This is a genomic window from Aeromicrobium sp. 50.2.37 (assembly GCF_024655735.1).
Lineage (GTDB): Bacteria > Actinomycetota > Actinomycetes > Propionibacteriales > Nocardioidaceae > Aeromicrobium.
This window is the reverse complement of record NZ_JANLGG010000026.1, coordinates 1-17,830: the sequence shown is the minus strand read 5'-3', so window position 1 is coordinate 17,830 and position 17,830 is coordinate 1. Positions and strand designations below refer to the sequence as shown.

18 protein-coding genes are annotated in these 17,830 nt (G+C 73.1%); 10 read left to right on the top strand and 8 right to left on the bottom strand.

From position 1 onward, the window contains the following. The first annotated feature begins 6 nt into the window (after positions 1-6). From NUV38_RS13710 to NUV38_RS13700, 3 genes are read left to right on the top strand one after another with little or no spacing between them, the layout of a single operon-like run. Positions 7-720: a lysoplasmalogenase gene (locus NUV38_RS13710; RefSeq protein ID WP_257729658.1), complete on the top strand. Its 714-nt coding sequence runs from the start codon at positions 7-9 to the stop codon at positions 718-720. Positions 721-772: 52 nt separating this feature from the next. Further along, positions 773-1,522: a 1-acyl-sn-glycerol-3-phosphate acyltransferase gene (locus NUV38_RS13705; RefSeq protein WP_257729657.1), complete on the top strand. Its 750-nt coding sequence runs from the start codon at positions 773-775 to the stop codon at positions 1,520-1,522. A 32-nt stretch (positions 1,523-1,554) separates the two neighbouring features. Beyond that, the gene (locus tag NUV38_RS13700; RefSeq protein WP_257729656.1) at positions 1,555-2,406 is read left to right on the top strand and encodes an alpha/beta fold hydrolase; all 852 of its coding nucleotides are present in this window, start codon (positions 1,555-1,557) and stop codon (positions 2,404-2,406) included. 7 nt (positions 2,407-2,413) lie between these two features. Here the strand turns inward: NUV38_RS13700 and NUV38_RS13695 are convergent, their stop codons facing one another. Beyond that, a complete protein-coding gene (locus tag NUV38_RS13695) occupies positions 2,414-3,229 on the bottom strand; it encodes an exonuclease domain-containing protein (protein ID WP_257729655.1) in 816 nt (271 codons plus the stop codon). A 603-nt stretch (positions 3,230-3,832) separates the two neighbouring features. On the opposite strand from NUV38_RS13695, the gene NUV38_RS13690 reads away from it, so the two are divergent. After that, positions 3,833-4,711 carry an SDR family oxidoreductase gene (locus tag NUV38_RS13690; protein WP_257729654.1) on the top strand — a complete coding sequence of 293 codons (879 nt, stop codon included), beginning with the start codon at positions 3,833-3,835 and terminating at the stop codon, positions 4,709-4,711. A 16-nt stretch (positions 4,712-4,727) separates the two neighbouring features. Here NUV38_RS13690 and NUV38_RS13685 read toward each other — a convergent pair whose 3' ends face one another. The 6 genes from NUV38_RS13685 to dacB all read right to left on the bottom strand — a co-directional run bounded on the left by NUV38_RS13685 (position 4,728) and on the right by dacB (position 10,605). Then, entirely contained in the window at positions 4,728-5,636 is a 909-nt protein-coding gene (locus NUV38_RS13685) for a sucrase ferredoxin (protein ID WP_257729653.1), read from the bottom strand. Between the two features lie 27 nt (positions 5,637-5,663). Beyond that, the gene (locus NUV38_RS13680; RefSeq protein WP_257729652.1) at positions 5,664-6,887 is read right to left on the bottom strand and encodes a cupin domain-containing protein; all 1,224 of its coding nucleotides are present in this window, start codon (positions 6,885-6,887) and stop codon (positions 5,664-5,666) included. A 3-nt stretch (positions 6,888-6,890) separates the two neighbouring features. Next, positions 6,891-7,064 (bottom strand): hypothetical protein, encoded by a 174-nt coding sequence (locus NUV38_RS13675; RefSeq protein ID WP_257729651.1) that lies wholly within the window; start codon positions 7,062-7,064, stop codon positions 6,891-6,893. A 79-nt stretch (positions 7,065-7,143) separates the two neighbouring features. Next, on the bottom strand, positions 7,144-7,818 hold the full coding sequence (locus tag NUV38_RS13670) for a hypothetical protein (RefSeq protein ID WP_257729650.1): 675 nt from the start codon (positions 7,816-7,818) through the stop codon (positions 7,144-7,146). Between the two features lie 67 nt (positions 7,819-7,885). Beyond that, positions 7,886-9,037 carry a peptidoglycan-binding protein gene (locus tag NUV38_RS13665; RefSeq protein ID WP_257729649.1) on the bottom strand — a complete coding sequence of 384 codons (1,152 nt, stop codon included), beginning with the start codon at positions 9,035-9,037 and terminating at the stop codon, positions 7,886-7,888. A gap of 134 nt (positions 9,038-9,171) precedes the next feature. After that, a complete protein-coding gene (dacB, locus tag NUV38_RS13660; RefSeq protein ID WP_257729648.1) occupies positions 9,172-10,605 on the bottom strand; it encodes a D-alanyl-D-alanine carboxypeptidase/D-alanyl-D-alanine-endopeptidase in 1,434 nt (477 codons plus the stop codon). A 97-nt stretch (positions 10,606-10,702) separates the two neighbouring features. Between dacB and NUV38_RS13655 the strand changes: the two genes are divergently transcribed. Then, positions 10,703-11,194: an inorganic diphosphatase gene (locus NUV38_RS13655; protein ID WP_257729647.1), complete on the top strand. Its 492-nt coding sequence runs from the start codon at positions 10,703-10,705 to the stop codon at positions 11,192-11,194. 426 nt (positions 11,195-11,620) lie between these two features. Here NUV38_RS13655 and NUV38_RS13650 read toward each other — a convergent pair whose 3' ends face one another. After that, entirely contained in the window at positions 11,621-12,235 is a 615-nt protein-coding gene (locus NUV38_RS13650) for a TetR/AcrR family transcriptional regulator (protein ID WP_055961153.1), read from the bottom strand. 67 nt (positions 12,236-12,302) lie between these two features. Between NUV38_RS13650 and NUV38_RS13645 the strand changes: the two genes are divergently transcribed. The 5 genes from NUV38_RS13645 to NUV38_RS13625 all read left to right on the top strand — a co-directional run. After that, positions 12,303-13,769, top strand: coding sequence for an NAD(P)/FAD-dependent oxidoreductase (locus tag NUV38_RS13645; protein ID WP_257729646.1), 1,467 nt, complete (start codon positions 12,303-12,305; stop codon positions 13,767-13,769). 1 nt (position 13,770) lies between these two features. Continuing rightward, positions 13,771-15,096, top strand: coding sequence for a cytochrome P450 (locus NUV38_RS13640; protein WP_257729645.1), 1,326 nt, complete (start codon positions 13,771-13,773; stop codon positions 15,094-15,096). Further along, on the top strand, positions 15,093-16,337 hold the full coding sequence (locus tag NUV38_RS13635) for an NADH:flavin oxidoreductase/NADH oxidase family protein (RefSeq protein WP_257729644.1): 1,245 nt from the start codon (positions 15,093-15,095) through the stop codon (positions 16,335-16,337). Before NUV38_RS13640 ends, NUV38_RS13635 begins: the two co-directional genes overlap by 4 nt. 80 nt (positions 16,338-16,417) lie before the next feature. Further along, a complete protein-coding gene (locus NUV38_RS13630) occupies positions 16,418-17,377 on the top strand; it encodes an NADPH:quinone oxidoreductase family protein (protein WP_257729643.1) in 960 nt (319 codons plus the stop codon). Then, positions 17,374-17,830, top strand: a 457-nt coding sequence (locus NUV38_RS13625; RefSeq protein WP_257729642.1) for a hypothetical protein, incomplete at its 3' end; no start/stop codon positions are given. The genes NUV38_RS13630 and NUV38_RS13625, both read left to right, overlap by 4 nt.

Here is a 17,830-nt window from a genome sequence, read left to right as displayed (position 1 = left end):
GCCGCGATGAGCCTGCTCGACTCCGGCCGCGCCGACCAGCGCCGCAGGGACCTGTCGTTCGTCGTCGCGTTCCTGGTGGTGCTCGCCGTGCACCTCGTGCTGCTGGCTGCCGACGCGACGCCCTGGGACAGCGTCACCAAGTGCCTGCTCGCACCCGTCCTCGTCGCCTGGGTGCTGACCTCCCGCGGGCCGCGCCTGCTCGCGCTGGCGCTGCTGCTCTGCCTCGGGGGCGACCTGCTCCTCGAGCTCGACGACCTGTTCGTCGCCGGGATGGCCTCGTTCGCCGGGGCCCACGTGTGCTTCGTGACGCTCTTCGTGCGTGCCGGGGCCCTGCGGGTGCACCGGCCGTCCGTCGCGCTGGTCGCGCTGTACGTCGTGACCGGCATCGTGGTCGTCGCATGGGCCTGGGGTGGACTCGCCCCCGACCTTCGCCCGGTGATCCCCGTCTACGCCGCGCTTCTCCTGGCGACGGCGGTGACCGCCTCGACCGTCGACCGCCTGGCGGGGATCGGTGGCGGGCTGTTCCTGGTCTCCGACGGCATCATCGCCCTCGGCGAGGCCGATCGGGTCGATCCGGGGTCGGCCGTGGTGTCGGTGCCGATCATGGCCCTCTACGGCGCGGCGATCCTGCTGCTCGCGGCCGGGGGCCTGCGGACCGGGCACGTCGCACGCGCCACGGACTGCTTCCCGTCCACGACCCCGTCCGCGCCGAACCCCTGACGTGGGACGTGGCTCCGGCGGACACCGCCGCACCGATCGCACCTACCGGGTCGTGAACCGGTTGGGCGCCGTCGTGCTGCGCCTGTGGGGCGTGCGGCTGCGCGGACGTGGCCTGGAGAACCTCCCCACGACGGGCCCGGTGGTGCTGGCGAGCAACCACACCGGCTTCCTCGACTTCGTGCTGGTCGGCTGGGCTGCTCGCGAACGTGGACGACTGGTCCGCTTCATGAGCAAGGCCTCGGTGTTCGAGCTGCCGCTGGTCGGTCGGGCCATGCGGGCCATGGGCCACGTCCCGGTGGAGCGCTGGACCGGGGCGAGCGCCTACCGACGTGCCCGGCGCCTCGTGGCCGACGGCGAGGCGGTGGGCGTGTTCCCGGAGGCCACCATCAGCCGCTCGTTCCGGGTGAAGGCGCTCAAGCCGGGCGCGGCCGGGCTCGCCCTCCACGGGGCACGGGTGACGGGCGCCCCCGTGCCGCTCGTGCCCTGCGTCGTGTGGGGCGGGCACCGCCTGCTCACCGTCGACGGCCGACGCACCCTGCGCCGGGGCGTGGTGGTGGACGTGGTGGTCGGTGAGCCCCTGCTGCCGGTCGAGGGCGAGACCGTCGCCGCCCTGACGGCGCGTCTGCGCGCGGCGCTCGAGGCACTGCTGGACGACGCCGTCGCGCACTACCCGCAGGAGCCGTCCTCGGACGCCGACCGCTGGTGGGTGCACGCCGACCGCGGCGGCACCGCACCCGACGTCGCCACCGGTGCCGCGCTCGACGCGGCGGCACTCGAACGCATCGGCGCCCCGCCCTCCTGACCGGCGGCCCCTCCGTGGGCGAGGATGGGCGCATGACGTTCGACGAGACCGAGCCCGTCCCCGTCCACGACCTGACGTTCGACGTGCGCACGACCGGCCCCGACTCCGGTGAGCCCGTGATCCTGCTGCACGGCTTCCCCGCGACGTCCCTGACGTGGTCGGAGGTCGCGCCGGTGCTCGCCGAGGCGGGCCTGCGCGTCGTCGCGCCGGACCAGCGGGGCTACTCCCCCCAGGCCCGGCCCGAGGCGGTCGAGGCCTACACGACCGCTGCGCTCGCCCAGGACGTGGTCGACCTCGCCGACGCGCTCGGCCTCGAGACCTTCCACCTCGTCGGCCACGACTGGGGTGCGGCAGTGGCCTGGTACGTCGCCGCCCACCACGGACACCGGCTGCGGACCCTCACCGCGTTCTCGGTCCCCCACCTGGCCGCCTACAACGCCGCCCTGCGCGGCGACGAGGAGGCGAAGGACAAGGCCTCCTACATCGGGCTGCTGCGCCAGGAGGGCAAGGCCGAGACCCTCCTGCTGGAGGACGGCGCCCGACGCCTGCGGGCGATGTACCAGGGCGCGGTCCCGGACCGGCTCGTCGACGCCTACGTCGCGCAGCTGCAGGAGCCGGGCGCGCTCACCGCGGCGCTGGCCTGGTACCGCGCCATGACGTCCGACCTGGGCGACCTGCCCGCCGTCGAGGTGCCCACCACCTACGTGTGGAGCACCGACGACCTGGCGATCGGCCGGTCCGGTGCCGACGCGTGCGGCGGGCACGTGACGGCCGACTACCGCTACACGGTGCTCGAGGGGACGTCGCACTGGATCCCCGAGGAGGAGCCGGCGGCCGCAGCCGCCGCGATCCTCGCCCGGGTCCGCGGCACCGTCGAGCCGTAGGCGCGCGTCAACCGACGAGCGGCCAGCCGGCGGGATCGTCGAGGTCGCGGCCGGCCGTGCGGGCGTAGGCGTTCCAGTCCTCGGCCCGCTCGGCGTACCACGATCGCTGGCTGGCCATGAGCGTGTCGAGGTCGAGGCCGCCCACGTGCGCGTGCCGGGCGGCCAGCTCGACCGCGACCTGTCGCGCGGCGACCGCGTCGCAGGTGGCGTCGTGCGCACCGTCGAGCGTGACCCCGTAGTAGGCGGCGACGTCGCCGAGCCGTCGACGTCCGAGGCCGCCTCGCTCGACGCCCCAGTCGACGACGTAGGGGTCGACGACGAGCAGCCGGTCCCAGTCCGGCTGGGTCAACCCGTGCCGCAGCGCCTCGGCGCGCAGCATGGACAGGTCGTAGCAGGCGTTGAAGACCACGAGACCGACCCGGCGCTCGACGAGCGTCTGCACCCAGTCGAGCACGACCGGCAGCGCCTCGGCGGGCGTGGGCGCGTCGGCCAGCATCGCGTCGGTGATGCCGTGCACCTGCGCCGCCGCCTCGGGCACGGGGACGCCGGGCCGCACGAGCCCGGTGATCTCGAACCCGGGCTCGTCGAGCAGGGCATAGCTGACGACCCGGTCCCGGAGGGGGTCGGTGCCGGTGGTCTCGAGATCGAGCGAGGCCAGGGGCAGCCGGTGCCACCCGTCGTGGTCGCCGCGCTGCGGAGGCCGGGGCGAGCAGGCGACGCACCACGTGCGCCAGGCCCCGGGCGTGCCGGTGAGGTGCCCGGCCCCGGCGTGGACGTGCTGGGCGCACGCGGAGCAGAAGCCGTCGAACCGGTTGGTCCGCATCGCCCGACCACCTGCCTCTCCGTCGTCCTCGGGGATCACGCTAGGGGTCGCGGCGGACGCTTTCCGGCACCGACGCGCGGCCCGTCGCGTCCCTCCGATTCGGACAGTTCCGGGGCACTTCGGACCCAGCACGTGCCCCGGAACTGTCCGAGACGTAGACCTGCGGCTGCGTCGGCGCGGCGCGGTCCGGCGGTGGCCTCCGAGAGGGCCTCGACGGAGCAGGGGCACCGACCCCACCCGAGCCCTCCGGCCCCCTCCCGCGTTGCGAAGGGTTCTGGTCGATCTCCCGCGCGGAAGACGTCAAAGACCCATCGAATCGCCGAAGCCGCGACGATGTGGACACATTCGGGGCACCTTGGCCCGCAGAGGTGCCCCGGACGTGTCCGAAACGGGTGCCGCAGCCCGGGGGCTCGGGCGGGGCGCTGGTCCCAATCCGGTCGAGGCCCTCTCGGAGGCCGCCGCGACGCCGACCGCGGCCGACGCAGCCGCAGGTGGAGGCCCGAGGGACGTGGTCCCGGCCACCTCGCTGACGGAGCGTGAAGCCGTCGCGCTGCGATACGTCAACTGGTACGATCGCACTGGTTTTCGTCGAGAGGAACGACCATGGCCCGCACCCGCACCTCCCTGGAGGGGAAGACCGTCGTGATCACCGGTGCCGCCAGCGGCATCGGTCGCGCCACGGCGCTGCGCCTGGCCCCACGGGGCGGGCGCCTCGTGCTCACCGACGTCGCCGCCGACGGGCTCGACGAGACCGTCGCACTCGTGCACGCCGCCGGGGGCTCGGTGCTGCACCACTCCGCGTTCGACATCAGCGACCTCGACGCCGTGAGCGCGTTCGCCGACGCGGTGCACGGTCACGTCGGCGCGGTCGACGTGGTGCTGAACGTCGCCGGCATCTCCACCTGGGGACGCATCGAGGACCTGCGCCCCGAGCACTGGCGTCGCACCGTCGAGATCGACCTCATGGGTCCCATCCACGTGCTCAGCTCCTTCGTGCCCCGCATGATCGAGGCCGGTCGCGGCGGGCACGTCGCCAACGTCTCGTCCGCGGCGGGCCTGTTCGGACTGCCCCTGCACGCGCCCTACAGCGCGGCCAAGTTCGGCCTGCGGGGGGTCAGCGAGGTCCTGCGCTTCGACCTCGAGCAGCACGGGATCGGCGTGACCCTGGTCTGCCCCGGCGCCGTCCGGACGCCGCTCGTCGGCACCGTCGACATCGTCGGCGTGGACCGCGACGACCCCCGGGTCGCCAAGGCCGTCGGACGGTTCGAGAAGCATGCCGTGTCCCCCGAGGAGGCGGCCGACGCCATGCTTCGCGGCATCGAGAAGGGGCGCTACCTCGTCTTCACCTCGCGCGACGTCCAGGTCGGGCACCTGGCGCAGCGCTTCGCGCCGTTCGGCTACACGACCGCCATGCGGCTGCTCAACCGCAAGGCCTCCACGCTGCTGCGCCGCACCCGCGACGAGCGGCTCGTCCCCCGCTGAGCCGACCGGGCCCGACTCAGACCGACGCCGCAGGGCTCAAGGCGTCGACGACGAAGGCACGGGCCGACGTCGCACGGGGCGCCTGACAGGTGAGCACGGCGGGGTCGCGGTGCACCGCGCGGACGTCGGCGACCACGGCGGACGGCAACGGACCGGAGCAGACGAGCCGGACCCTCCAGCGTCCGTCACCGAGGTCGTCGACCTGCGCCGACCCGACGTCGCGCGGGCCCGCCGGGCCCCATCGTTCGTGCACCGCGACGGCCGCGGCCTGCGCGGCCGGCGGCAGGGCGCTGCTGCCCCGCAGGAAGCCGGTCGTGACCCGCCCGGCCAGGTGCTCCTCGACGACGCCGACCGCGGTGTCGGCGTCGAGACCGCCGTAGAAGGTGCCGGCGGGCACCACCACCACGTTGGCCGCGAACCGGTCGCCGCCAACGTGGCTGCACTCCCACACGAGGTCGCCGAGCCTCTCGGCCAGCGCCGCGGCCACCGGGCGGCCGCGCACCGCGCAGCACGTGTCGTGCCGTCCGTGCGCGCACACCAGCACCGCGGCCTCGTCGCCCCAGCCGGGCCCGCCCGAGTCCTCGCGCAGCACCGCGCACGCCTCGAGGAGATCCGCGGCATCGGTCCACGCGCCCCAGCGGATGCGGCCGCTCTCCACGTCCGCCACCGCCCACGCCTGCCGGTCCGACGACTCGGACCGTCGACCCGGACGACGGATCAGGATCGTGCGCGCGCCCACGTCGCGCGTGGCGGCCACCAGCCGGGCGACGACGTCCGGGTCGAGACCCTCGGACTCGAGCGCGTGGAAGGGCCACGGTCCCTGGTGCTCCACGAGCAGGAACCGACGGACGTGCAGGGCCGTGCCGGTGAGCGGGTCGGACCGCTCACGAGCCCGCGCCGCGCACAGGTCATCGAGGTCGGCCACGAACCGATCCTCTCGCAGCGCGGCAGGTCACGCGGGCACGACGACGCCGGCCGACACCAGCCGGCGGGCTGCGTCGAGACCCAGCGACCCGGCCGGGACGGCCTGGCCGTCGAGCAGGGCGGCGACCGCCCCGGGGTCGACCGCGGACACGTCGACCGCTCCGGCGCGGCCGGTGAGCGTGGTGCCGTCGAGGCGTGCGGCCAGCTGCTCGCGCAGCCTCAGCGGCGTGGTGTCGCCGAGTCCCTGCGCCGTGCGCAGCTGCGCCAGCGGGCCCACCGGCTCAGCGCGTCCGGACGCGTCGTCGCGCGCCCCGAGAGCGGCCGCCAAGGTCTCGACGGGCACGGAGCGCAGTGCCGACAGGAGCCGGTCGCGCACCAGCTCGGCGTGCGCCTCGAGCTCGCCTGCCTCGGCGACGTCGACGCCCAGGGGCAGCGACGTGCGGACGTCGGGGTCGTCACCGACCATCGCGAGCGCGGCCGCCACCAGCTCCTCGGCCACGTGGTGCCGGTGCCAGGTGTGGACGCCGAAGGTCAGGTGCGTGCTCACGTCGCCCAGCGCGGTGGCGGCGTGCAGCGTGCCGCGCGGCAGGTAGAGCACGTCGCCGGGCTCGAGGACCGCGTCGATGAGCGGCTCACGCTCCGCCTCGGCCCGGACCGCGTCGCGACGGTCGGTCCAGGGCTGGTCGCGCAGCGGCGCCTCGTGCACCGGGGCGTGGATGCGCCAGTGCTTGGCGCCGGAGATCTGCAGCACGAACACGTCGTGCACGTCGTAGTGGTCGTCGAACCCGCGGGACTGCGGCGGCGTGACGTAGGCGTTGACCTGGACCGGGTGCCCGAGGTCGGCCACCAGGGCCTGGGAGAAGGAGACGACGGCGGGCCACGTGCGGTGCAGCGCCTGCAGCACGAGCGTGGCGCCGTCGGCGAACAGCGACGTGAGGCGGGTGTCGTCGACCTGGTCGGCGATGCCGGCGCCCACACCACCGCCCGACGTGAACGCGCGGGTGCCCAGCGTCGTGCCGTCCTTGGCCACGCGCAGGAACGGTGTCCGCAGCCCGTGCGTCGACACGAGCTCGTCGACCGCGGACTCGCCGAACAGGTCGTCGAACCGCGCAGGCAGGTCGGCCGCGCGGGTGAGCAGCGGCGCCTGGCCCCACGTGTCGGCGGCGAAGGCGACAGGGTCGACGACGAGGCGACGCAGGGCAGGGTGACCGGTCCGCAGACCGGCCACCCCTCCCTGCTCGGTGGTGGTCACGACCTACTGGGCCGAACCGTCGGCGCCACCGTCGGCGCCACCGTCCTGGACACCCGGGGTGCCCTCGGCGCCACCGTCGGCGGGACCCTCGGCTCCACCGTCAGCGCCACCGTCCTGGACACCCGGGGTGCCCTCGGCGCCACCGTCAGCGGGACCTTCTGGGTTGAGCTCGCTCATGTGTTCCTCCTGGAGTCGACTGCGCGGCGGATGCCGCGGTTCCCACATTGGCACCGTGGCCGCGGCTCGCAACTCGGCGTCACGACCGGTCGCTGCGCCGCCCAGTACCAGCCCCCGGGCCGGCGCCGGTGCCGCCGCGGGAACCGTCGACCGGGCCGCTCTCGCGCTCGTCGAGCCGGCCCTTCAGCGTGCGCACCTGCTTGCGTCGGTGGGTCGCGACGACGCCGGTCACGAGCAGCACCAGGACCAGTCCGGCTGCGCCCACGGCACCGATCGCCGTCGCGATCCGGAACCCGGGGGCCTCGACGTCCATGATGCGCTCGCCCGCGTGGGCCGCGTTGCCCGTGCCCAGCACGACCGCGAGGGTCAGCCAGTTCGGCACGGCCAGGACGATCGCGACGACCAGCAGGATGCCTCGCCACGTCCAGTTGAAGAACCGACGGCGAAGCTGCACGACGATCATCAGGGGGACGATCGTGAAGACGAACCCGTAGAAGAGGCCCCACAGGATGCCGCTCGTGAGGTCGCCGTTCACCTGGTCGCCGATGCGCTGGGCCCACCACCGGGGGAAGAACGCCGACGCGACCAGGGCCCCGGCGTACACGACCGCGACGAGCACGAGGGCCCAGACGAGCCGCTTGACCCACCGCTGCGGGTCGACGTCGGACGGGACGTACCGGCGCTCGTCCTTGCCGTGGGTGCGATCGCGCTCGTCGGCGCGCTCGCCTGGCTGACGTGCCTGGTCTTCGCTCATGCCCCGATGATCCCGCGCCCCGCCGCGCGACACCACTCCAACGGCGGCGGGACCGCGGTCGAGGACGTCAGGGCGCGAGGGCCGCCCAGTCGCCCTTCGTCCAGGTGCCGGTCTGGGAGCGACCCATCGCCTTCTGCCGGGCCCGGACCGCCGCGACCGTGAGGGGTCCGTAGTACCCGTTGCGGTCCGCGCGCTTCATGCCGAGCGCGACCTGCAGCACCAGCACGGCCTTGCCGGTGGTCCGCTCGGGCATCGAGGAGGAGTAGTGCTTCGCGCCGTAGGCCGCGGCCTCGGCCGCCGACAGGCCCTTCGCCACGTCGGAGGTGACCTTCGCGGGCACGAGCGAGGCCCACGTCGGCTGGTCGAGGGTCCCGGTCCAGGGCAGGTCGTGCTTCTTCTGGTACGTCTTCACGGCCTCGCGGGTGGCAGCGTCGAAGGTCCCGGTCTGCTTGACGCCGAGCGCCTTCTGGGCGGTCTTCACGGTGCCCGCGCGGGACCCGAGCGCGATCGTGGCCCACGACGTCCGCTTGACCAGGGGGACGGCCGCGTAGCAGCGGGTCGTGCGCGCCTTGGAGTTCATGACGGCCGGCTGCCCGGCGAAGCGGGAGCACGGCCCGTGGTCGACAGGGTGGACCTTCCCGGTCCAGAAGCTGGTGGTCCCTCGGGCGCCGTTCCAGCTGAACGACAGGTGGACGTGGTCGCGGTGGCCCGAGCTCTTGCGCCAGCCCTCCTTGGACCGGTAGACCGCCCAGATCCTCTCGTTGTAGATGACGTACATGATGCCGAGACGCCGGGCGTTGGTGCCGCCGTCCTTCGTCAGCCAGGCGAGGAAGTCGGCGGCCGCCTTCTTCTCCTTGGCGTCCTTCACGTCCACCATCCAGTCCCAGGCCCGACCGTCGGCGTGCTCGGACACCCCCTCGGAGCACCCTCGCGCCGTGTTGCCCTTCCCGCCGACGCCGTAGGTCCTCATGACGAGGTCGCGGGTCTTCGCGACGCCGGCCGGTGTGCCGGGCTGGCAGGCGACCTGCGGCACGTACGCCGACGGCGGGTCGACGGCCGCGGGCAGCGCCACGGGGGCCTTGAGCCCCTTCGGCTTCGCGGGGAGCGGCAAGGGCGTCGTCTGGGTCGCGGCTTGGGCCGCCGACGACGTGCCACCGACGGCGGTGAGCGTGGCCGCGCACATGAGTGCGGCGGCGCACGCGAGCCCGAGCCTGCGCATGATGATCTCCCTCGTCCGTCGGGCTTCCCCACCCGGCGGAGGACCATCGTGCGTCCCATCCGTCACACGTGTCACGACTTCGCTCGAACTACAGGGCTGTTCTTCCGGTGCGGCAGAAGTCGGCGCGGGCGGCGTCAGGGCCGGGTCGCGTCGGGGCCGCAGGTGCAGGCCGCCAGCGCCGCCGCCACGTCGTCGATCGCGGCCTGCGTGACGAACGGGTTCACGCCCTCGGTGTCGTCGACCATGACCGCGAAGACGATCGGCACCCCCCTGGCGTCGGTGGCGTACCCGGCGAGCGAGTGCACGCCGGTGAGCGTGCCCGTCTTCGCCCGCACGAGGCCGCGGCCCGCGGAGTCTTCGTCGAAGCGGTCCTCGAGGGTGCCGGTGAGTCCGCCGACGGGCAGGTCGGCGAGCAGCTCCGACGTGGAGGCGCGCGACGCCGCCACGCGCAGCACCCCGGCCAGCGTCTCGGGGGCGATGCGGTTCGATCGCGCCAGACCGCTGCCGTCGTCGAGCCGCAGGCCCTGGACGGGCACGCCCGCCTCGGTCAGCGTGGCGGCCACCGCGTCGGTGCCGCCCTCGAAGCTGCCCGCCCCTCCCGCCGCCAGCCCCACGTGGCGCAGGAGGACCTCGGCGGCCTCGTTGTCGCTGCGGACCAGCGTGGCGTCGACGATCTGGGCGACGGTGGCGCTCTGCACGGCGGCGAGCACCCGCTGCGGGTCCGGCGGAGCGTCGGCGCGGGCCGGGTCGCCGTCGACGTCGATGCCCTCGTCCTGCAGGTAGCCGGCGAACCGGTCGGCCGCGGCGCGGGCCGGGTCACCGGACCGGATCCCGTCACGCACCCCCTGGTCGGCCCACAGGGCGCTCACCGGCGTGACGACCTGCCCGGGCACGTAGGAGTCCTCCCAGTCCGGACTCGCCGACGGGCCCGTGAACAGGCCGGCGTCGTAGCCGAGCGACACCTCCCCGATGCCGGCGTCGTCGAGCGCCGAGGCGGTGCGCTCGGCCAGCGTGCGCAGGTCGGCCCGGTCCACGCGCGTGGGCCGCTCGGGTCGGCTCGACGCCAGGTACGGGTCACCGCCGCCGACGAGCACGAGCTCGTTGCCGTCGAGCACGGCCGAGGTGCTGAAGCGCGACCCCGGGTCGAGCCGGGAGAGGGCGGCGTACGCCGTGAGCAGCTTGGTCGTGGAGGCCGGGACGAACGCCTCGTCGGCGTCGCGAGCGAACACCGAGGTGCCGTCGAGCCCCACCACGGCGACGCCGAGCCGGTCGCCCAGCTCGGCGCGGCGGGCCGGGTCCTCGAGGAGGGGCTGGACCGCGGCGCGCACGGCGTCGGGGTCGATGGCGCCGGTCATGACCGGATCGGGCTGGACGCGCTGCGGGACGGCCTCGAGGGTGAGCGCCTCCGGCGGGGCGACCGCCTCGGGCCCGCAGGGGCCACCGCACACGACGGGGTTGAGCCGGCCCGACGTCCAGCCGAGGCCGACTCCGGCGACGAGGACGACGGCGAGGAACAGCCCGCCCAGCGCCCACGGCAGGGCGACCCTGCCTCGATCTCGTCGCGTCACATGGGCCAGACTATGCACGAAGCGCCCATCCCTGCGGTCCGCCCGACGGGGTCGCCCGGTGCGCTCAGGCAACCAGCAGCGACGAGAGGCCCGACCCGTGATCTTCGATGTCACCGTGGAAATCCCCAAGGGTGAGCGCAACAAGTACGAGGTCGACCACAAGAGCCACCGCATCCGGCTCGACCGCACGCTGTTCACCGCCACGCAGTACCCCGCCGACTACGGCTTCATCGACGACACCCTCGGCCTCGACGGCGACCCGCTCGACGCCCTGGTCCTGCTGCCGTCTCCCACGTTCCCCGGGTGCGTCATCACGTGCCGCGCCATCGGCATGTTCCGCATGACCGACGAGGCGGGCGGCGACGACAAGGTCCTGTGCGTGCCCGCCACGGACCCGCGCCAGGAGCACCTGCGCGACATCCACCACGTGCCGGAGTTCGACCGCCTCGAGATCGAGCACTTCTTCACGGTCTACAAGGACCTCGAGCCCGGCAAGTCCGTCGAGGGCTCCACCTGGACCGGCCGCGTCGAGGCCGAGGCCGAGGTCAACCGCAGCTTCGAGCGCTTCAAGGACAACGGCGGCTACTGAGCCTCCCCCGGCGCGGCCCCGCGGCTGCGTCGGCTGAGGTCCGTCTCGGGGCGGCCTCCGAAAGGGCCTCGACCGGAGCGGCACCAGCGCGCCGGCCGGGCTCCCGGGCAGCGGCTCACGTTTCGGACACGTCCGGGGCACTCAGGGGGCTTGAACTCCCCCGAAACTGTCCGAATCAGCCGTTTCGATGGCATATCGACGATCCCGACCACGGGCAATGTCCGTAACCCTTCACAACGCGCCTGGGGGCCGGGAAGCTCGGCCGAGCCGGTGCCCCCTGCCCCGTCGAGGCCCTCTCGGAGACCACTCCCAGACCCAGCCGAGGCGGCTCAGCCGCAGGGCACACGTTTCGGACAGTTCCGGGGCCCTTCGGACCTCCGAACCGCCCCGGAACTGTCCGAAACGGAGGGACTGGACCTGGTCGCGTCAGGCCGACGTGGAGCCGCGCAGCAGGGCGCGCATGGTCTCGGCGAAGACGTCGACGTCGAGCTCGCCGTCGAGCGAGCGCATGGCGCCGAGACCGATGCCGAGGCTGAGCAGGGCGGTGGCGGCCTTGCGGGCCTCCATGCCGAGGGCGAGACCGGCGTCGGCCATGACCCGCTCGATGAGGTCGGCGCTGGCGGCCACGAGCATGCGGTGCCGCTTGACCAGCTCGGTGGCGACCCAGGGGCTCTGCCGCGCGACGGCGGCGAACTCCACCTCGAGCGCGGTCCAGCGCGGGTGCCCCAGCTTCTCGCGGGCCCACGACGCGAACGCGTCGATGCGGCCGTCGAGGTCGGCGTCGACGGTGAAGGCGGCGACGACCCCGGAGATCTGCTCCTCGTGGATCGTGTCGAGCACGGCCATGCAGAGCTCCTCCTTGCCGGAGAAGTTGGAGTACACCGCACCCTTGGAGAAGCCGGCCGCCACGGCCACCTTGTCGAGCGACGTGGCGTTGTAGCCGTCGGCGAGGAACAGCTCGCGGGCGACCTCGACGAGGCGCTCGCGGGTCTGCGCCTGACGCTGCGCCCGCGTGACGGTGCGCTCGCTCTCGACGGTCATCGCTGCCTCCCTCGACGTGTCCCGGGACACCTGGCCACGGGTCTCAGATACCGATAGTATCCGAAACATGATCTCCACGGACATCCTGGTCATCGGCACCGGCTTCAGCGGCATGGGCATGGCCATGAAGCTGCGCGAGGCCGGCCGCGACGACTTCGTCGTCATCGAGAAGGCCGACGACGTCGGCGGCACCTGGCGCGACAACACCTACCCCGGCGCCGAGTGCGACATCCAGTCCCACATGTACTCCTTCTCCTACGAGCTCAATCCCGGCTGGAGCCGTGAGTACTCCGGGCAGCAGGAGATCTGGGAGTACATGCGCGGCGTCGCGACGAAGCACGACCTCTACGACGTCATCCACTTCGGCACCGAGGTCACCGGCGCCGAGTGGGACGAGGACCGCCTGCGCTGGACCGTCAGCACCTCCAAGGAGACCTACGACGCCCGCGTGGTGGTCTCGGGCATCGGCGGCCTGCACATCCCGAACATCCCCGACCTCCCGGGCGCCGAGAGCTTCACGGGTCCGCGGTTCCACTCCGCCCAGTGGCAGCACGACGTCGACCTGACCGGCAAGAAGGTCGCCGTGATCGGCACCGGCGCCAGCGCCATCCAGTTCATCCCGCAGATCGTCGGCGACGTCGCCCAGCTCGACGTCTACCAGCGCACCGCGCCCTGGGTGGTCCCCAAGCACAACCACGACATCGAGGGCCGCAAGAAGGCCTTCATCGAGAAGCTGCCCGGCGGCACCCGCGCGTACCGCAACGCCATGTACTGGCTCAACGAGGCGCAGCAGCTCGGCTTCACCGGACCGCTGCAGAACATCACCAGCGTCATGGAGAAGAAGGTCTCCGGCTACATCCGCAGGACGGTCGACGACCCCGCGGTGGCCGAGAAGCTCATCCCCGACTACCGCCTCGGCTGCAAGCGCGTGCTGAAGACCGACAACTACATCCCGGTCTACAACCGCGAGAACGTCGAGCTCGTCACGGACGGCATCGAGGAGATCACCGCCGACGGCATCCGCGCGAAGGACGGCACCTTCCGCGAGGCCGACGTCATCATCTACGGCACCGGCTTCCACGTGACTGACGCGTTCGAGTGGGTGCACGTCACCGGCAAGGGTGGCCGCGATCTGTCGAAGACGTTCAAGGAGAAGGGGATCGAGACCTACCTGGGCATCTCGGTCACCGACTTCCCGAACTTCTTCTTCCTGCTCGGCCCCAACACGGCCCTCGGCCACAACTCGGTCGTGTTCATGATCGAGCAGCAGACGAAGTGGATCCTCTCGATGCTCGACGAGATGGACGAGCGCGGCGCGCAGGCCGTCGAGCCGACCCCGCAGGCCCAGCGCGAGTTCAACGACGCCCTGCAGGCGAAGGTCAGCAAGGGCGTGTGGAGTCAGGGCGGCTGCACCAGCTGGTACCTCGACAGCCAGGGCAAGAACCGCACCATCTGGCCGGGCTTCACCTTCCGCTACTGGTGGGTGACCCGCAAGGTCGAGGCCCAGGACTTCGCGTGGGAGAAGGCGGCCTGACGTGGACACGCGGGCCCAGCACGACGACCAGTACCAGGTTCCGCCCGGCCCGCGGGGCAACCCGCTGCTCATGACGATGCGGTTCATGCGCAAGCGGGGGCCGCTGATCCGCGACGCCCACGCCACGTACGGCGACACGTTCTCGGTGCAGATCCTGCCCGGACCGCGCACCCTCGTGATCCACTCCGACCCGGCCGACGTGAAGGAGATCTTCGCGGCCGACCCGGCGCAGTTCCACGCCGGCGAGGGCAACGCGATCCTCAAGCCGGTGATGGGTGAGCACTCGCTCCTGCTCACCGACGACGCCGAGCACCAGCGCGGACGCAAGCTGCTGATGCCGGCGTTCACGGGGCCGGCGATGCGCAGCTACCGACCGCTCGTGGAGGGTCTGGCCAAGGAGGCCGTCCAGGGCTGGCACGACGGGCAGCGGCTGGTCACGCTCGACGCGATGAACGCGATCACCCTCGAGGTCATCCTCCAGGTCGTCTTCGGCGTGACCGACGAGGAGCGGCTCGCGGTGCTGCGGCCCAAGGTCACGCGGATCGTCGACATCGACGCGGGCATCCTGCTGTCGTGGATCTTCCCGCGGCTGCGCAAGGTCCCGCCGTGGCGCGGCTTCTTCACGAACCTGCGCGAGGTCGACGAGCTGCTGTACGCGGAGATCCGTGAGCGCCGAGCCGAGCACGTGCGCGATGGGCTGGAAGGTCGCGACGACGTCCTCTCGCGACTCCTCCTGGCCGGGGAGGGTGAGGCCGAGGCCTTGGCCGACGCCGAGCTGCGCGACCAGCTCGTCACGCTGCTGCTGGCCGGCCACGAGACGACGGCGTCGGCGCTGTCGTGGACGCTGCACGAGCTCGGGAAGCACCCCGACCTCCTGGCGCGCGCCGTCTCGGCGGCCGACCAGGGCGACGAGGAGTTCCTGGAGGCGTGCCTGAAGGAGGCCATGCGCCTGCACCCGATCATCGACTTCGTGGCGCGGTCCCTGCAGAGCGACCAGGTCGTCGCGGGCCGACGCCTGCCGCGCGGCACCACCGTCGCGCCCTCGATCATGCTGTCGCACAGCCGTGAGTCGTCGTTCGCCGACGCCCACCTGTACCGGCCCGACCGGTTCCTCGACGGCGAGGTCTCGGCCGGCACCTGGATCCCCTTCGGCGGTGGCGTGCGGCGCTGCATCGGCGCCGCCTTCTCGCTCATGGAGGGCACGGTGGTGCTGCGGGAGGTGCTGCAGCGCTTCGAGGTGCACACCGAGAAGCCCACCGGACCACGCCTGCGCAACATCACCAACGTGCCGGACGACAAGGCACCCGTCGTGCTCCGCGCGCGATGAGCACGACCGTCGACCGGTCGGTGCTCACCGCCCCGCTCACGCTGCCCAACGGCTCGACCCTGCCCAACCGGCTGGCGAAGGCCGCCCTGAGCGAGGGGCTCGCCGGCCGCGACCACTCGCCGGGCAGCCGGCTGCGTCGCCTCTACGCCCGCTGGGCCCACAGCGGCACGGGCCTCACGATCACCGGCAACGTCATGGTCGACCGTCGCGCCATCGGCGAGCCCGGCAACGTCGTCGTCGAGGACGACCGCGACGCCGCCGACCTCGCCGCGTGGGCGCAGGTCATCACGTCCGGCGGCAGCGCGGCCTGGGTGCAGCTCAACCACCCCGGCCGCCAGGTCCCGCGCTCGCTGTCCGCGCACCCGGTCGCCCCGTCGGACGTCGCGGTGCCCGGCACGGCCGGCGTCTTCGCCGAGCCCCGCGCGCTGACGAGCGCCGAGATCGAGGACGTCGTCGCCCGGTTCGCCACCGCTGCCCGCGTCGTCACGCAGGCCGGGTTCGACGGCGTGCAGATCCACGGCGCGCACGGCTACCTCGTCAGCCAGTTCCTGTCGCCGCTGTCGAACCGCCGCACCGACGCGTGGGGCGGGACGCCCGAGAAGCGCCGTCGCTTCCTGCTGGAGGTCGTCCGCGCCGTCCGCGCCGCCGTCGGTCCCGACGTCCCGGTCTCGGTCAAGCTCAACTCCGCCGACTTCCAGAAGGGCGGCTTCGACGAGGCCGAGTCGCTCGCCGTCGTCCACGCGCTCGCCGCGGAGGGCATCGACCTGCTCGAGGTCTCCGGAGGCACCTACGCGTCGGCCGCGATGCTCGGCGTCGACCCCAGCCTCAAGGACTCCACCCGACGACGCGAGGCCTACTTCCTCGCGTTCGCCGAGCAGGTCCGCGCCGAGCTCCCCGACCTCCCGCTCATGGTCACCGGTGGGTTCCGCACCGTCGAGGGCATGGCCGACGCCCTCGGCGACGGCGGCATCGACCTCGTGGGACTCGGCCGCCCGCTCACCGTGGAGCCCGACGTCCCCGGTCGACTGCTCGACGGCCGGGCCGACGCGAGCACCGTCCGACCCCGGCGCAGCGGCATCCGCATGCTCGACAACCTCACCGAGCTCACCTACTACACCGTGCAGATGTGGCGGATGGCCGACGGCAAGGAGCCCGCGCCCGACCGGCACGCACTGTTCAACGTCACGCGGTACCTCGCGACGAACGGCCGCGACAGCATCCGTCTTCGTCGTGGTCACTGAGCCCGAGCGATTCCGGCACGACGCCACGAACTCTCACTAAGCGCTTGCTTAGCGGTGCTCCACGGCCCTAGGGTCGGGCCATGCGCGCCGTACAGATCACGACGCTCGACGGGCCTTCGGCCGTCGAGGTCACCGAGCTCCCCGACCCCACCGCCGGCGAGGGGCAGGTGCTCGTGCGGGTGCGCGCGGCCGGCGTCTCGTTCCCCGAGGTGCTGCAGACCCGCGGGCTGTACCAGCTCAAGCCGGAGCTGCCGTTTGTGCCCGGCTCGGAGGTCGCGGGCGAGGTCGTCACCGCCCCCGAGGGGTCCGGCTTCTCCCCCGGCGACCGAGTGGCCGGGTTCTGCATGCTCGGCGGGTTCGCCGAGTACGCCGTCACCCAGCCCGACATGACGTTCCACCTTCCCGACGCCGTCTCCTTCGAGCAGGGCGCGTCGGTGCCGCTCAACTACCTCACGGCCTACTTCGCCCTCGTCGAGCGCGGGCGGATCGCACCCGGTGAGCGTGTGCTCGTGCACGGTGCCGCCGGCGGCGTCGGCACGGCGTCCATCCAGGTGGCCAAGGCGTTCGGCGCCGGCCACGTCATCGCCGTCACGTCGACCGCCGAGAAGGGCGCCGTGGCCATCGACGCCGGCGCCGACGAGTTCGTGCTGGCCGACGGCTTCCTCGACGCGGTCAAGGCCTCCGGCAAGGTCGACCTCGTCGTCGACCCGGTGGGCGGCGACCGCTTCACCGACTCCCTGCGCAGCCTGCGCGAGGACGGCCGGCTGCTCGTCATCGGCTTCACCGCCGGCGACATCCCCGAGGTGAAGGTCAACCGGCTGCTGCTCAACAACCTCAGCGTCGTGGGCGTCGGCTGGGGTGCCTACGCGCTCGCCCGCCCCGGGCACGTCGCCCAGGAGTGGGCGGCCATCGCCCCGCACCTGGAGTCCGGTGCGCTCACGCCGCCGATCGGCGCCACGTTCGGCCTCGACGAGGCCACGCAGGCGCTCGCCACCATCGACGAGCGACGCGCCACCGGCAAGGTGCTGCTCACCCCGTGACGCCCTCCGACCGACGCCGCTGGTTCGCGCTGCTCACCCCGGCGCAGACCACCGGGATCATGCTCGAGGGGCTCGACGTCGTCGGCGGACCGGTGGTGCCGATCGAGGAGGCCACCTACGCCGACGCCGACGCGGCGCGGGCCGCGTTCGGCCACCCCGAGCCCGCCCCGGGCGCGGGTCGGTTCGTCGACTTCCTCGTGCTCCCGGAGCTGCCGGGGGTCGAGGTGCGCGACGGCGTGCTCACCGAGACGCGCACGCCGTCGAGCACCGAGCTCTGGCGGCTCGAGGCCGACGGCCGGCGTCGGGTCGTCTCCTACTACGACACCCCCGCCTACGGCTGGCGCAACGGCCGCGGCGACGTACGGCCCGCACAGCACGTCGGCCTGCGGGCGAGGTACAGGGCGGCGGACGGCCCCGGCGGGGGTGCCGGGCCGTGGGCGGCGAACGGCCCCG